The organism is Streptomonospora mangrovi, assembly GCF_027604915.1.
Taxonomy (GTDB): Bacteria; Actinomycetota; Actinomycetes; order Streptosporangiales; family Streptosporangiaceae; genus Streptomonospora; species Streptomonospora mangrovi.
The window spans coordinates 67,799-83,223 of sequence record NZ_JAJAQC010000024.1; the positions used below are offsets into that span (position 1 = coordinate 67,799).

Below are 15,425 nucleotides of genomic sequence, written 5' to 3' on the forward strand. Positions count from 1 at the left end.
CCGGGCGCGCCCGCCCCTCCCCTCGCCCCGCAACGCGGCGTGCGCGCGCCGGCGCGGGCGGCCCCGGCGCTAACCTCGGTGACCATGCGCACCGACCTGTCTCCCGATGCGATGTCCGCCCGCGACTTCTACCGGGTCCTCACGGCCGTGGTGGTCCCCCGGCCCATCGCCTGGGTCTCCACCGTCTCCGCCGAGGGCGTCGACAACCTGGCGCCGCACTCGTTCTTCACCGTGGCCTGCGCCAATCCGCCGATCGTGCAGTTCACCTCGGTGGGCCGCAAGGACAGCCTGCGCAACGTCCAGGACACCGGCGAGTTCGTGGTGAACCTGGCCCCCGAACGCCTCCAGCGCGAGGTCAACGCCACGGCCACCGACTTCCCGGCCGAGGTCAGCGAGTTCGACGCCGTGGGCCTGGCGCGCGAACCCAGCACGGTGGTGAATCCGCCGCGCGTGGCCGACTCCCCCGTGGCGCTGGAGTGCCGCCTGCACTCCACGGTTGGCCTGGGCGACTCCACGCTGGTGCTGGGCCGGGTGGTGCACGTGGCCGTGGACGCGGCGGTGGTGGTCGAGGGCCACCCCGAGATCGCGCTGCTGCGCCCGCTGTCGCGGCTGGGCAAGGACGAGTGGGGCGCGCTGGGCGAGGTCACCTCGCTGCGGCGGATCCGCTACGCCGACTGGCCGGGCGAGGCGCCCCACGCCTGAGGCGCCGGCGCCGACGTGCGGCCCTGAGCCCGCCGCCCGACCGCCTCCGCACGCGACGCGGGGGCGCGCACCGCCGCGCGCGCCCCCGCGGCCAGGGCCGGGCCGCACTCCGAAACCACGACTCCGACCGCCCCCGCCCCTCCCCCTGATCCCCCTGTTTGCCGCACCGCCGTTACCCCCGTTGACAGGCACCTCGCCGCCTGCCTACAGTGCGTGGGAGCGCTCCCAACGAGTGCCGCGCGGTCCTTCCCCCTCCGCCGCGGGCGCCCGCCCGGTCCCCCTCCCCCGGGCCGGACGCCTGCCGGTGCGGACGGGGTGCGGGGCGGCCGCCGACCGGCCGCCCCGCACCCTTGCGCGAACGCCCGCCCGGTCGGCCACCCGGCCGCCACGTGGCCCCCGCCTACCCCGCCGCCGTGCGTGCGCCCGCCGCCAGCACGTCGTTGACGCAGCGCAGCACCGGCGCCCGCACCGCCGCCGACGTGTCCAGTCCCGCGCCCCCGGCCACCGTGAACGTGTGGGCCTCCCCCGGCAGCAGGGTCACCAGCATGTCGTCGGCCTCGGCGTCCGCGCCCAGCCGGTCGGCGAACAGCGCCACGTCGCGCAGCAGCACGTCCGCCGTCACCGTCACCTCCAGATCCTCCCCGCGCGGCGCCGCCGCGGCGGTGAACTTCGGCTCCGGGTAGGCGATCTCGTGGTCGCGGGCGTAGAACCACCACGCCCGGTCCCCGCCGGCCTGGGCCGTCAGCAGCTCGGCCCCGGCCTCGCCCGGTAGGGCCACCGCCTCGGGCACGGCCAGGCGCGCCGCCCCCCGCGCGGGCACCCGCAACTCCAGCACGGCCTCGGCCAGCGCGCGGCCGTCCAGCCCGCGCCGCACCACCGCGCACGCGCCCTCCCACGGCTCGTCGGTGTCGTTGACCGCCGCCACCACCAGGCCGCCGCCCTCGGGCTCCCCCGACTCCCCCACCCGCTCGGGCTGCACGCTCAGCAGCCGCTCCCGGTAGGCCCGCCGCAGCGCGTACCACATCGGCTTGCGCCGCCCCTGCCCGTCCACCGCCGACCACGAGATCACCGGCCAGCAGTCGTTGAGCTGCCAGACCACCGTGCCCGCGCACAGCGGCCACAGCGACCGCAGGTGCTCCACGCCCAGCGCCACGGCCCGCGCCTGGTTGAGCTGGGTGAGGTAGTGCCAGTCGTCGTGGGACTGGTCCGGCGGCACCGGCCCGAAGTGGGCGGTGTAGGCGGCCAGCAGCTTGGCGTGGCCGTCGTCGGCGCGCTGGTGGTGCAGCATCGCCGGGGAGTCGGCGCGCATGTCGGCCTCCTCCAGCGCCGAGCGCAGGGTGGCGTGGGTGGCCGGCCCCTGGAACCCGAACTCCGCGGCGAAGCGCGGCCGGTGCGTCCGATAGGCGGTGTAGTCCAGCCGGTTCCACACGTCCCACATGTGGGTGGTGCCGTGGCCGGGGTCGTTGGCCCGCGCCCCGCCCGGGGAGTGCGGGCTGCCGGGGATGTAGGGGCGGGTGGGGTCCAGTTCGGCCACGATCGCGGGCAGCACCCGGTGGTAGAACCCGGCGCCCCAACTGCGCCCGGCCAGCGGCTCCTGCCAGCCCCAGTCCTCAAAGCCCTCCAGGCACTCGTTGTTGCCGTTCCACAGCACCAGGCTGGGGTGGGGCGCCAGCCGGTCGACCGCGTCGCGCGCCTCGGCGGCGACCTCGCCGGCCAGCGGCTCCTCCTCGGGGTAGGCGGCGCAGGCGAACAGGAAGTCCTGCCACACCAGCACCCCCAGTTCGTCGCAGACGCGGTAGAACTCGGCGCTCTCGTAGCGCCCGCCGCCCCACACGCGCAGCAGGTTGACGTTGGCGGCCACCGCCTGGTCGACGCGGGTGCGGTAGCGCTGGGGCGTGACGCGGTTGGCGAAGCAGTCGTCGGGGATCCAGTTGGCGCCCCGCACCTGCACCGGCCGGTCGTTGACCCGCACCACGAACGCCGACCCGTGCTCGTCGGGGGCGGTGTCCAGGGCCACCGTGCGAAACCCGATCCGCATCGTGCGGGAGTCCAGCACGGTGGCGCCCGCCCCGCCCGCCGCCGTCAGGGTGACCGCCAGGTCATACAGCGGCTGGTCGCCGTACCCGCGCGGCCACCACAGCGCGCAGTCGGGCACCCGCGCCTCCACCACCGCCTCGTCCTGGCCCGGGGCCAGCACCGCCTCGGCGCGCACCCCGGCGACCTCCACGGCCGCCACCAGCCCCCCGCCCGTGCCGGCGGCGCCGCCGGGTGCCTCCCCGGCGCGCTCCACCGCCACGTGCACCCGCACCACGCCCTCGGGCCCGCGCGCACCCCGCTCCACGGTGACCTCGGGGCGGGCCGCGGCCAGCCGGGCGGTGCTCCAGGCGTGCACGGCCACCGGCCGCCAGATCCCGGAGGTGACCAGGGCCGGCCCCCAGTCCCACCCGAAGTCGCAGGCGGTCTTGCGGATGAACTGGTAGGGCGCGGTGTAGGCGCCGGGCCGCTCGCCCAGGTCGGCGCGCACGCCCTCGGCGTGGGGGTAGGGGGCGCTGAAGGCCACCTCCAGTTCGTTGCCGTTGCCGCGCAGCGCCGGGCGCAGGTCGAAGCGGTGGCGCCGGTGCTGGTTGCGCGCCCGCCCCACCTCGGTGCCGTTGAGCAGCACCCGCGCCACCGTGTCCAGTCCGTCGCACACCAGGTCCACGCGCTCGGCCCCGGCGGCGAAGGCGGCGTCGAAGCGCAGGCGGTAGGTCCAGTCGGTGCGCCCGATCCAGTGCAGCCGCTCCTCGTTGGTGCCGGCGTAGGGGTCGGGGATGAGCCCGGCGGCCATCAGGTCGGTGTGCACGCAGCCGGGCACGGCGGCGGGCAGGGCGCGGCCGGCGACCTCGGCGGGAACCGCGTCGCCGCCGGCGGCGCGCACGCTCCAGCCCTCGGTCAGGTCGATGAGCATGCCTGTCTCCCTCGTGTTCTCGGCGCCCGCGCGCACACCGGCCCGCCCCGGCCGCAGGGGGCCGAGGGCGGGCGGTGCGCGGCGGGCTGGGGGGGCGGTGTCAGTCCTGGGCGGTGAAGCAGCCGACGTGGTGGCCCGGCGCCAGTTCCACCGGGCCGTGGGCCCCGGGCTGCCCGCCCCGGGCGCAGCCGGGGCAGGCGCGCTCCCCGCCGGCGCGCAGGGCGGCGTCGGCCTGCTCCCAGGTGGTGTGCAACTGCGGCACCGACGACAGCAGCCGGCGGGTGTAGGGGTGGGCGGGCGCGGCGAACACCTCGCCGGTGGGGCCCTTCTCGACCACCCGGCCCCGGCGCAGGATGACCGCGGTGTCGCTGATGTAGTTGCCCAGCGACAGGTCGTGGGTGATGAACAGGATCCCCAGGCCGCGCGCCTTGAGGTCGCCCAGCAGGTTGAGCACGTCGATGCGGGTGGAGGCGTCGAGCATGCTGATGATCTCGTCGGCCACCAGCATCCGGATGTCCAGCAGCAGCGCCCGGGCGATCAGCAGCCGCTGCAACTGGCCGCCGCTGAGCTGGTGGGGGTACTTGCCCATGACCTGGGCGGGGTCCAGCCGCACCGTGGCCAGCGCCTCCTCCACCCTGGCGCGCCAGGCGGCCGCCGAGGCGGAGCGGTGGTACTCGGCGCGGATGAGGCCGAACACCCGGTCGGCGGTGAAGACGGGGTTGAAGCAGCTGAACGGGTCCTGGAACACCCCTTGGACGCGGCGGTAGTACTCCTTGGTGGCGCGGTGGCCGCGCACGGCCGCCACGTCGCGGCCCTCGAAGGTGATGGCGCCGGCGCTGGGCGCGATCAGCCGCAGCACCATCTTGCCGATGGTGCTCTTGCCGCTGCCGCTCTCGCCGATGAGCGATACCACCTCGCCCGGGGCCACGGCGAGGTCGACGCCGCGCACGGCGTGCAGCCGCTCGCCGCCGAAGGCGCCCACCCGGTAGGTCTTGGTGACCTGGCGCAGGTCCAGCATGGTCCTCACTCCGCCTTCCAGCAGGCGGCCCAGTGGCCGGGGGCGACTTCGGCGAAGGGCGGCTGCTCGGCGCACTTGTCGAACGCCAGCGGGCAGCGGTCGCGGAACCGGCACCCGGGCGGCGGGTCGAGCAGGCCGGGCGGGCGGCCGGGGATGCCCTGGAGGCGCTTGCCCGCGAAGGTCACCCCCACCTCCGGCAGGGAGGAGATGAGCATGCGGGTGTAGGGGTGGCGCGGCGCCTCGATGATGGTGCGCGAGGACGCCTTCTCGGCGGGCCGGCCAGCGTACATCACCATGATGGTGTCGGCGATCTGGTGCACCAGCGCCAGGTCGTGGGTCACGAACACCATGCTCTTGACGAACCCGCGGTCGCGGAAGCCCGCCAGCGCCTCGGCCACCGCCCGCTGGGTGGACACGTCCAGCGCCGAGGTGACCTCGTCGGCGATCAGCAGCGAGGGGTTGAGCAGGGTGGAGACCACCATGACCACCCGCTGCTTCATGCCGCCCGACAGCTCGATGGGGTAGCGCCGCAGCACCTGCTCGTCCAGCCCCACCAGCTCCAGGCGGCGCAGCAGCTCGGGGTGCACCCCGGCGTAGTCCACGCCGCGCGAGCGCACCAGCTCGCGCACCATCCGCCCGATGCGGCGGGTGGGGTTGAGCGCGCTCATGGCGTACTGGGGCACCAGCGACACCTGGTGGAAGCGGAAGGGCACCATGCGCGCGTCGTCGGCCACCGGCAGCTCGGCGCCGTCCAGCCGCACGGTGCCGGCCACGTGGCGCATGCGCGCGTCCATGCGGATCAGGCTCTTGCCCAGGGTGGACTTGCCGCTGCCCGACTCACCCGCCAGGCCCATGATCTCCCCGTCGGCCAGGGAGAAGCTGACCCCGTCCAGGGCGCGGACGTCGCCGCGCAGCGTCCGGTAGTAGACCGCGAGGTCGTTGACGTCCAGGCTCACGCGACTACAGCTCCCTCAGCTTGGGGTTGAACACCTCGTCCAGCCCGACGTTCATGATGTAGAGCGACCCCACGATGGCGGTGATGCCAAGGCCCGGCGGCACGAACCACCACCACATGCCCAGTTGCAGCGCCCCCCAGGTGACGGCGTTGTGCATCATCAGCCCCAGCGACACGCCCTCGGTGGGGCCCAGCCCGATGAAGTCCAGCCCGGCGGCGATGAGGATGGCGCCGCCGAAGAGCAGGATGAAGGTCATGAACAGGTAGCTGCTCATGTTGGGCGCGATCTCGCGGAAGACGATGCTGTGGGCGCGCCGCCCGCTCAGCCGCGCCAGGTCCACGAAGTCGCGGGTGGCCAGCGACAGGGTCTGGGCGCGCACCGCGCGCGCCACCCACGGCCACGACGTCAGCCCGATGAACAGCCCCTGGAGGGCGATCCCGCGCGCCTGGAGGTAGGCGGCGGCGATGATCAGCACCACCAGGGCCGGCAGCACCAGCACGACGTTGGTGATCATGTTGAGCACCTCGTCGACGAGCCCGCCGCGGTAGCCGGCGGTGAAGCCCACCACCATGCCCACCACGGCGGCGATGCCGCCGCCCACCAGCCCCACCAGGAAGGTGGAGCGCAGCCCGAACACGAACTGGGCGAAGACGTCCTGGCCGAAGTTGGTGGTGCCCAGCCAGTACTGGGCGGAGGGCGCCTGGGCCTGGGGGCCGACGTAGACGTTGGGCCCCTCCTGCACGAACAGCGGCGCCACCAGCCCGGTCAGCAGCAGCGCCCCCACCACCCCGCCGCCGATCAGCAGCTTGGGGTTGCGCAGGGCGAAGTGCAGCGACTCCCCTAAGCGGCGCTCGGGCGGCCCGGCCTGGGCGGGCAGCCCCTCGGCGGCCTGGACGGCGCGGACGTCGGGCTCCATCTCGCTCATGTGCGGCTCCTTGCGGTCCTGCGGCGGGGGCGGTGCGGGCTCACGCGGCGCTGCCCTGCATCTGGGTGCGGGTGCGGGGGTCGACCACGACGTAGATGACGTCGACGATGAAGTTGGCGATGAGCACGCCGACGACGATGAACAGGAAGGCGCCCTGGAGCAGGAAGAAGTCCCTGTTGTTGAGCGCCTCCAGGATGAGGTTGCCCAGGCCGGGGTAGGCGAAGACGATCTCGGTGAGCAGGGCGCCGGCCACGATGGTGCCCAGTTGCACGGCCAGCCCGGTGAGCTGGGGCAGCACGGCGTTGCGGAAGGCGTAGCGGCGCACCAGGCGGCGGGGGGCGCCCAGCGCCTCCAGGTAGGTGGAGTACTCCGCCTCCAGCTCGTAGATGATCATGTTGCGCATGCCGATGGCCCACCCGCCGAACGCCACGAGGAACAGCGAGGCGAACGGCAGGAACCAGTGGGAGACGAGGTCGCTGATGAAGGGCCAGTTCCACCCGGGGATGGAGCCGAACCCGTAGGGCCCGGCGGTGGGGAACCAGCCTGCGACGATCCCCAGCCCCCAGGCCAGCAGGATGCCCAGCCACATGTAGGGCGTGGCGGTGAGGACGTAGCCCAGCGGCAGCAGGGTGTTGTCCAGCCACTTGCTGCGGGCGGCGAAGGCGCCGAACCGGTTACCCGCCACCCAGCTCAGCAGGGTGGCCGGCAGCAGCAGCGCCAGGGTGTAGGGCACCGCCGACAGCAGGATCTCGGTGACGGGCTGGGGGAACAGCCAGACGCTGATGCCCAGGTCGCCGCGGGCCAGGGAGGTCCAGAAGTTGAGGTACTGCTGCCAGGCGGGCTCGTCCAGGCCGAAGGTCTGCTCGTAGTAGGCGCGCATGCGTTCCATGGACGCCTCGTCGCCGGAGGCGCCGCGGCTGAGCATGGTGCGGATGGGGTCGCCGGGCATGAGCCGGGGGATGAGCCAGTTGATGCTCACCGCGACGAAGAAGGTGAGCGCGTAGATGAGGATCTTGCGGGCGAGGTAGCGGCGCAACGGGGCCTCCGGGGTTGGGGTGCCGGGCGCGGCGCCCCGCGCACGGGCGGGGTGGGCGGGGCGCGGGCGCGGGTGGGGCCGACCAGGGGGTGGCCCCGCCCCCTTCCCGGTGGCACGGGAGGAAGGGGGCGGGTCCCGGCCCGGCCGCGCGGGCGCGGCCGGGGGGCTGGTGCGCCCGGCCTACCGGCCGGCCGGCTCCAGTTCGGTCAGCGTGAGCACGGCGCCCAACTGGTTGTAGTTGCGCCAGGTGGTGGGCAGGTAGTGGGGGGCGTCCTCGGCGTCGGAGGGCCAGTTGCCCCAGTGCTGCGTGCTGTACTGCGACCAGAGGCCGTTGTACCAGAGCGGGATGATGGGCGTTTCCTGGAGCTGGATCTCCTGGATCTCGCTGATGGTGGCGCGCATGGCCTCGGTGTCATCGACCGGGGTCTCGGCCAGCTCCTGGGTGAGGTCCCACAGCTCCTCGTTCTCATAGCGCCCGAAGTTGACGGTGTTCTGGCTGTCCTGGACGGGCAGGCGGAACATGTAGTCGTAGTAGGTCCAGGGCGTGTTGCTGAGCTGGCGCTCGTTGTTGATGACCAGGTCGAACTCCCCGGCGGCGCGCTGGTCGGTGAGGGCGGCCTGGTCGGGGAACTCCTCGGTGACGTTGATGCCGACCGCCTGGGCGTTCTCGCTGATGATGCGGGCGGCCTCCATCCAGTCGCTCCAACCGGAGGGGACGATGAGGGTCAGGTCGATGGGGTCGCCGTCGGGGGTCTCCACGAACCCGTCGCCGTCGGTGTCCTCGTAGCCGGCCTCGGCCAGGATGGACTCGGCCTCCTGGGGGTCGTGGCTGAACCCGTGCTCCTCCACGAGGTCGGCGTCGACGTAGTCCTGCCAGGCGGGCAGCAGGCCGGTGGGGTCGGCGGGCTCCACGAGGTTGCTGTAGGGGCCCTCCACGATCTGCTGGAGGTCGATGGAGGAGGCCAGCGCCCGGCGGAACTCCGGGTCGTCCATGGGCTCGCGGGTGGTGTTGGGCACCAGCCAGGCGGTGTTGGCCGCCAGCATGTAGGGCGGCTCCTCGAAGTAGCTGGTGATGGTGGGGTTGCCCTCGATGGTCTGGTTGATGCCCGGCAGGAAGTTGTTGCTCAGGTCGACCTCGCCCTGGGTGAGCAGGCGCTGGGTGACCTCGTTGCTGGTGTTGACGATGTCCACGATGTACTCGGGGGCCACCCGCATGTCCAGCGCCTCGACGGCCCACCAGTCGGGGTTGCGCCGGTAGACCTGGCGGTCCTCGCTGTGGTCCTCGTAGAGGTAGGGGCCGCTCCCCACGGGGTTCTCGTTGGCCGAGGCGGTGACCTCCTCCTCGGTGCGGTCCTGCCACAGGTGGCGGGGCACGATGGGGTTGGAGTAGGTGAAGTAGGCCCACTCCTGGTAGCGGGGGGTCTCGAACTCGAACCGGGCGGTGCGCTCGTCGACGGCCTCGGCGCTCTCCAGCCAGTCCCAGACGTTGCTGTAGGGCACCGACTCGAAGCGGCCCAGCTCGTAAGTGAAGACGACGTCCTGGGCGGTGAGCGGCTCGCCGTCGGACCACTCCACGCCCTCGCGCAGGGTGACCTCGTAGGTGTCCTCGTCCACCCACTCCTCCGACTCCGCCAGCCAGGGGATGTACTCCCCGGCGAGGGGGTCGTAGAGGAACAGCGGCTCGTAGACGTAGCCGACGGTGCCGGTGGTGTACTCCCAGTTCATGATGGGGTTCCAGTTGGCGGGCGGGCCCCACTGGGTGCCGGTGGTGTAGAGGGTCTGGGCGCGGGGGTAGCCGCCCTCGCCCTCCCCGCCTCCCCCGCCGGTGCAGCCCGCGGCGGCCAGGCTCACGACCAGGGCCGCGCCCGCCCATCTCAGCCGGTTTCCCATGTCCTTCTCCCAGTGCTCGGATCCGCCAGGGGGCCGCCGCGGCGGCGGCTGGGGCGCCTCCTCCGGCGGGGGTCGGCGGCGCCGCCCAGGGGGTTGTGATCTGCGCCACCGGCGGACAGAACATCACTGAACCGGTTCAGTGGTCAAGGGGCGTTATCGAAACTAAACCGGTTTAGGACACGGGGGGCGAAAGAGGGTCGCACCCCCACTGCAAGCGCTTTCCGTGCGGGGCGGCGCGGGCGCGCGGGCCGGGCCGCCCCGGCCCGCGCGTCCCCCGCTCAGCCGCCCAGCGCCTCGGGCTCGCCCACGCGCACCCCGCTGACCAGCGCCCGGGTGTGGTCGACCGTGCGCGTGGGACCCTCCAGCGCCACCCGCGCGGTGTGCACCGCGCGCTCGCTGGAGGCCGCCAGCTCCAGCACCAGCTCCCCGGCCTCCACCACCCGGTGGCCCTCGGGGGCGGTGTAGGAGGCCAGGTCGGCCGGCACGGTGAACTCCACCCGCCGCCGCCGGCCGGCCGCCAGCTCCACCCGGGCATAGCCCACCAGGCGCCGCACCGGCAGGCTCACCCGCGCCACCAGGTCGCCCAGGTAGAGCTGCACCACCTCGGTGCCCTCGCGCTCACCGGTGTTGGCCACCGTGCAGGCCACGGTGAAGGACCCGTCGGTGGGCGCCGCGGCACGGCCGCCCGGCTCGGCCGGGGCCGCGGGTGCGGCGGCGGGCCCTTCCCCGCCCGCCGCCGCGCCCGCCACCGCGAAGTCCGACCAGGTGAACGCGGTGTAGCTCAGCCCGTGCCCGAAGGGGAACAGCGGCGCGGGGTCCACCGAGCTGACCTCGCTGGCCCGCCCCAGCGCCGCCGTCAGGTAGGTCGCCGGCTGGCCGCCGGGGTCGCGCGGCACCCCCACCGGCAGCCGCCCGCTGGGGTTGACCGCGCCGGTCAGCACGCCGGCCACCGCCGCCCCGCCCTCCTCGCCGGGGAAGAACGCCTGGACGACCGCCGCCGCGCGCTCGCCCGCGCCGCCCAGCGCGTAGGGCCGCCCGCTCATCAGCACCAGCACCACCGGGGTGCCGGTGGCCACCAGCGCCTCCAGCAGCCGCTGCTGCACCCCGGGCAGCCGCAGGTCGGCCACGTCGCAGCCCTCACCGGAGGTACCGCGCCCGAACAGGCCCGCGCGGTCGCCCAGCACCGCCACGCACACCCGGGCGCGTGCCGCCGCGTCGGCGGCCGCGGCGATGCCGGAGGTGTCCTGGCCGTCGACCGCGCACCCGGCCCGGTGCACCAGCTCGGTGCCCGGCAGCGCCGCGCGCAGCGACTCCAGCAGGGTGGGCACCGCCACACCCAGCCCCGCGTCGGGGTGGGCGGTGCCCACGTGGGCGGGGAAGGAGTAGCAGCCCAGCATGGCCTCGTGGGTGTCGGCCAGCGGACCCACCACCGCGATCTGCCCGCCCGGTGCCAGCGGCAGCGCCTCCTCGGCGTTGGCCAGCAGCACCACCGACTCCTCGGCCACGCGCCGGGCCAGGGCGCGGTCGGGGGCGGGGTCCAGGTCCACCTCGGGGGCGCCGGCCCCGCCCGCCTCGGCGCCGTGCCCGGCGGCCTCGCCGGGGAACGGGCTCCAGTCGGCGTCCAGCAGGCCCAGCTCGCACTTCTGGGTGAGCACCCGCAGCGCGGCGCGGTCCACCAGCTCCTCGGGCACGCGGCCGGCCCGCACCTCCGCGGCCAGGGTGGGCCCGTAGCAGCGCAGGTTGGGCAGCTCCACGTCCACCCCGGCCCCAAGCGCGGCGGCCGCGGCCTGGGCCGGGTTGGCGGCGGTGCCGTGCAGGGTCTCCAGGAACGCGATGCCGAAGTAGTCGGCCACCACCGTGCCCGAGAACCCCCACCGCTGCCGCAGCAGCCCGGTCAGCAGCTCCGGGTCGGCCGCCGCCGGCACCCCGTCGTTGGCGGTGTAGGAACTCATCACCGAGCGGGCGCCGCCCAGCAGCACCGCCATCTCAAAGGGCGGCAGCAGCACGTCGGCCACCTCGCGCGGCCCCACCGACACCGGCGCCAGGTTGCGCCCGGCACGGGAGGCCGAGTAGCCGACGAAGTGCTTGAGCGTGGCCACCACCCCCGCCGACTGGAGCCCGCGCACATAGGCCGTGCCCACGGTGCCCACCAGGTAGGGGTCCTCCCCGATGGTCTCCTCGGTGCGGCCCCAGCGCAGGTCGCGGGTGACGTCCAGGACCGGCGCCAGGCCCTGGTGCACGCCCACCCGGCGCATGGCCGCGCCGATGCGCGCGGCCATGGCCTCCACCAGGCCCGGGTCGAAGGTCGCCCCCCACGCCAGCGGCGTGGGGTAGACCGTGGCGGTGTAGGCGGCGAACCCCGACAGGCACTCTTCGTGGGCGATGGCGGGGATGTGGAACCGGTTGGCCGCGGCGATCTCCTTCTGGGAGTTGGCCAGCGCCTGCACCCCCATGGCGGGGTCGACCGGGGCCGTGCCGAAGGGGCGCGTGAGCTGGCCCAGGCCGTGGCGGATCGCCTCCTCCCACACCACGGGCTCCTCGGTCAGGTCGTGCTGGTGGGGCGCCACCCCCTCGCCGGAGGCATCAGCCCCCACCCAGATCCCATAGAGCTGGGCGGTCTTCTCCTCGAGGGTCATGAGCCGGAGGACCTCGCCCGCCCGTTCGGCGGCCGGACGCGCCGGGTCCTGCCAGGGGGCGGGCTCGGAGGGAGACGTCATTTACCGTCCTTCGTGAGAGGCCACGGCGGCGCGCGGTCGGCGGCGCCGGTGGCGGTCGGATCCGTTCGTGGCGGCGGGTACCGGGGGCGGCTACTTGCCGCCGACCCCCATGAGCCCGCTGATCAGCGACCGGCGGGCGACGAGGTAGACGAGGAACAGCGGCACGGTGGCCAGCACGACCGCGGTCAGCAGCCCGGGGATGTCGACCCGGTACTGGCCCTGGAACTCATACAGCCCCAGCGTGATCACCCGGGTGCCCGCCGACTGGGTCAGGATCAGCGGGAACAGGAACCCGTTCCACGCCTGGAGGGCGGCGTAGACGGCGATGGTGCTGATGCCCGAGCGCGACAGCGGCACCACCAGCCGCAGGAACGTGCGGCCCGCCCCCGCGCCGTCCAGCGCCATGGCCTCATACAGCTCGTCGGAGATGTCGCGCATCGACCCGGTCAGGATCAGCACGCAAACCGGCAGCGCGAACGCCGCCGTGGGCAGCACCACCGCCAGCAGGGAGTCGTAGAGGTCCAACTGCACGATGATCAGGTACACCGGGATGATCACCGCCTGGGAGGGGATCGCCAGCCCCAGCAGGAACACCCGGAAGAACCCGTCGGTCAGCCGGGTGCGCGAGCGCACGATGGCGTAGCCGGCCGTCACCGACAGCACCACCACCACCGCCACCACACCCGCGGTCACCAGCATCGTGTTCCACACGAAGGTGAGCAGCCCGCTGCCGAAGGCCCCCACGTAGTTGTCCAGGGTGGGATCGGCGGGGATCGTCAGCGGCCCGGCGGTGCGGTACTCCTCGGTGCGCTGGAAGGTGGCCACCAGCAGGGCGTACAGCGGCACGCCCACCACCACCAGCCAGGCCAGCGCGCCCAGCCCGGCCAGCGGGTTGGGGCGCTCGCGCCCCAGGCGGCGGCGCCGGGGCGCGGTGCGGGCGGCCGGGGCCGCCGGAGTCGTGGTCACATCCCCTCCCGGGTGCTGCGCATCGCGCCGAAGCCGGTCAGGCGCACCATCACCAGGGAGGCGGCCGTGGCCACCACCACCAGGGTGAAGGCGATCGCGCTGGCGTAGCCGTACTGGTAGCTCTCAAACCCCACCCGGTACATCAGGTAGGGCACGATCGTGGTGTCGGTGCCCGGACCGCCGCCGGTCATGATGAGCACGGTGTCGAAGTAGGTCAGCGAGCCCACCACCATCAGCACCGAGGAGGTGGTGATGGTGTTGCGCAACTGGGGCAGCGTGATGTGCCAGAACGCGCGCAGCCGCCCGGCGCCGTCGATCTGGGCGGCCTGGTAGAGCGAGGCGGGGATCTGGCGGGCGCCGCCCTGGTAGAGCAGCATGTGCAGCGGGATGAACTGCCAGGCGGTGACGAAGACGATCACCCCGAAGGCGGCGGTGCCGTCGCTGAGCACGTCCAGGCCCGGCATGCCGATCAGCGGGCCGATCTGGGCCAGCGGCCCGAAGTTGGGGTCCAGCAGCGCCCGCCAGATGATGGCCACCGCCGCCGAGGACAGCAGCAGCGGCACGAAGAACAGCGCCGAGAGCACCGCCCGGTTGCGCTGGCGGCCGGCCGCCCATACCCCCAGCAGCAGCGCGATGGGCGTCTGCACGGCCCAACTGCTCACGCTCAGCACCAGGGTGAGCACCACCGCGCGGTGCATGGCGGGGTCGCCGGCCAGCCGCGTCCAGTTCTGCGCGCCGATGAAGCGGGGCGTGCCCAGGCCGCCCCACTCGGTGAAGGACAGGTAGACCACCAGCCCCATGGGCAGCACGGCGAACGCGCCGAAGAACACCAGGGCGGGCAGGGCCCACCAGGCGCCGGGACGGCCCACGCGCGGCCCCGGCCGGCGCGCCCGCCCCGAGGGGGCGGTGCGCGCCGAGGGGGCCGCGGTGGGCCGGCGGCGGCCGTCGCGGCTGGGCGAGAGCACGCTCACTGGAGCGCCGCCAGGGTGTCGACGAACTCCTCCGGCGTGGTCTGCCCGTTGAACAGCCGGTCGATCTCGGTCAGGACCGGCTCGGCGGCGGTGCGGGGCAGCGCCTGGTCCCAGGAGAGCTGGAAGGTGGGGGCCTCCTGCACCAGGTCGTACTGGTAGCGGGCGAAGTCGGGGTTGGGGCTGTTGTCCAGCAGTTCCTCGGCGCCGGTGGTCACCGGCACCTCGCCGTTCTCCACCATGTCGGCCACGTACTCCTGGGTGTAGGTCTGCTTGAGGAAGTCCACCGCCGCCTCGGAGTCGGCCTCCGAGGTCACCGAGAAGTAGTTGGTGGGGTTGCCCACCACGGCCGCCGGGTCGCCCTGGCCGTCGGGGACCTCGGGGAAGGTCGTGTAGCCCAGGTGCTCCTCGGCGAACTCCGGGGCCTCGGCCAGTTGGGTGGAGTACTCCCAGGAGCCCATGAGGTGCATGGCGGCGCGCCCCTCGGCCAGCAGCGCCGAGGCACCGCCCTCGGTGTAGCTCACCGAGGCGAAGTTGTCGCCGAAGGCGCCGCGGTCGACCAGGTCCTGGACGGTCTGGGCCGCCCACAGCACGGCCGGGTCGCGCCAGCCCTCGAAGTCGCCCCCCTGGATGCGCTGGAACACCTCGTGGCCGCCGCGGCGGTCCACCAGGTACTGGAGCCACATCTGCTGGGTCCAGGTGGTGTTGCCGGCCAGCGCGAAGGGTGTGACGCCCTCGTCGTTGAAGGTGTCGATGAGGCTGAGCAGGTCCTCCCAGGTCTCGGGCGGCTCCACGCCGGCGTCCTCGAAGACCTGCTCGTTGTAGAACAGCATGACCGGCTGGGTGCCGCGCAGCGGGATGCCGTACTGCACGCCGTCGATCTTGCCCGCGTCCAGGACGGAGGGGATGAACGCCTCCTCCATCTCGGGGTTCTGCGCCAGGGCGTCGTCCAGGGACAGCAGCATGTCCTGCTCGACGTAGGGCTCGATGCTGCCGCCGCCCCAGTTGAAGAAGACGTCGGGGGCCTCACCCGATCCCATGACCGTGCGGAGCTTGTCGTCGTAGCCGTCGCCGGGGACCTCGTCGATCACGGCCCGGACATCGGCGCCCTCGTTGTAGCGCTCGGCGGCGTTGTGCTGCACCACCGCCAGGGTGTCCTGGTACATCATCACGTTCAGTTCGCCGTCGCCCGACTCGGCTTGGGAACCGGAGCCTCCGCAGGCGGTGGCGGTCATCAGGAGCAGCGCGAGCGCGGCGGCGGTGCCCGTCCGTTGGGGGGGTGTCATGGCCACGTCCTATC

Annotated in this window: 11 protein-coding genes; 1 reads left to right on the plus strand and 10 read right to left on the minus strand. The window is 73.7% G+C overall.

All coding sequences use genetic code 11. From position 1 onward, the window contains the following. The first annotated feature begins 84 nt into the window (after positions 1–84). Complete coding sequence (locus tag LG943_RS14905) at positions 85–702, plus strand: flavin reductase family protein (protein WP_270072880.1); 618 nt, start codon at positions 85–87, stop codon at positions 700–702. 400 nt (positions 703–1,102) lie between these two features. Here the strand turns inward: LG943_RS14905 and LG943_RS14910 are convergent, their stop codons facing one another. The 10 genes from LG943_RS14910 to LG943_RS14955 form a co-directional block, all read right to left on the minus strand. After that, positions 1,103–3,649 (minus strand): glycoside hydrolase family 2 protein, encoded by a 2,547-nt coding sequence (locus LG943_RS14910; RefSeq protein WP_270072881.1) that lies wholly within the window; start codon positions 3,647–3,649, stop codon positions 1,103–1,105. Positions 3,650–3,749: 100 nt separating this feature from the next. Next, positions 3,750–4,667, minus strand: coding sequence for an ABC transporter ATP-binding protein (locus tag LG943_RS14915; protein WP_270072914.1), 918 nt, complete (start codon positions 4,665–4,667; stop codon positions 3,750–3,752). Positions 4,668–4,672: 5 nt separating this feature from the next. Further along, a complete protein-coding gene (locus tag LG943_RS14920) occupies positions 4,673–5,623 on the minus strand; it encodes an ABC transporter ATP-binding protein (RefSeq protein WP_270072882.1) in 951 nt (316 codons plus the stop codon). 4 nt (positions 5,624–5,627) lie between these two features. Continuing rightward, complete coding sequence (locus tag LG943_RS14925) at positions 5,628–6,539, minus strand: ABC transporter permease (protein WP_270072915.1); 912 nt, start codon at positions 6,537–6,539, stop codon at positions 5,628–5,630. A gap of 49 nt (positions 6,540–6,588) precedes the next feature. Continuing rightward, positions 6,589–7,584 carry an ABC transporter permease gene (locus tag LG943_RS14930; RefSeq protein WP_270072883.1) on the minus strand — a complete coding sequence of 332 codons (996 nt, stop codon included), beginning with the start codon at positions 7,582–7,584 and terminating at the stop codon, positions 6,589–6,591. Between the two features lie 180 nt (positions 7,585–7,764). After that, positions 7,765–9,474 (minus strand): ABC transporter substrate-binding protein, encoded by a 1,710-nt coding sequence (locus LG943_RS14935; protein WP_270072884.1) that lies wholly within the window; start codon positions 9,472–9,474, stop codon positions 7,765–7,767. 278 nt (positions 9,475–9,752) lie between these two features. After that, positions 9,753–12,191: a glycoside hydrolase family 3 N-terminal domain-containing protein gene (locus LG943_RS14940; protein WP_270072885.1), complete on the minus strand. Its 2,439-nt coding sequence runs from the start codon at positions 12,189–12,191 to the stop codon at positions 9,753–9,755. Between the two features lie 90 nt (positions 12,192–12,281). Then, positions 12,282–13,157: a carbohydrate ABC transporter permease gene (locus LG943_RS14945; RefSeq protein WP_270072886.1), complete on the minus strand. Its 876-nt coding sequence runs from the start codon at positions 13,155–13,157 to the stop codon at positions 12,282–12,284. Next, a complete protein-coding gene (locus LG943_RS14950) occupies positions 13,154–14,128 on the minus strand; it encodes a carbohydrate ABC transporter permease (protein ID WP_270072887.1) in 975 nt (324 codons plus the stop codon). The genes LG943_RS14945 and LG943_RS14950 overlap by 4 nt, the downstream gene beginning before the upstream one ends. Beyond that, a complete protein-coding gene (locus LG943_RS14955) occupies positions 14,125–15,411 on the minus strand; it encodes an ABC transporter substrate-binding protein (RefSeq protein ID WP_270072888.1) in 1,287 nt (428 codons plus the stop codon). The genes LG943_RS14950 and LG943_RS14955 overlap by 4 nt, the downstream gene beginning before the upstream one ends. Positions 15,412–15,425 lie beyond the last annotated feature (14 nt).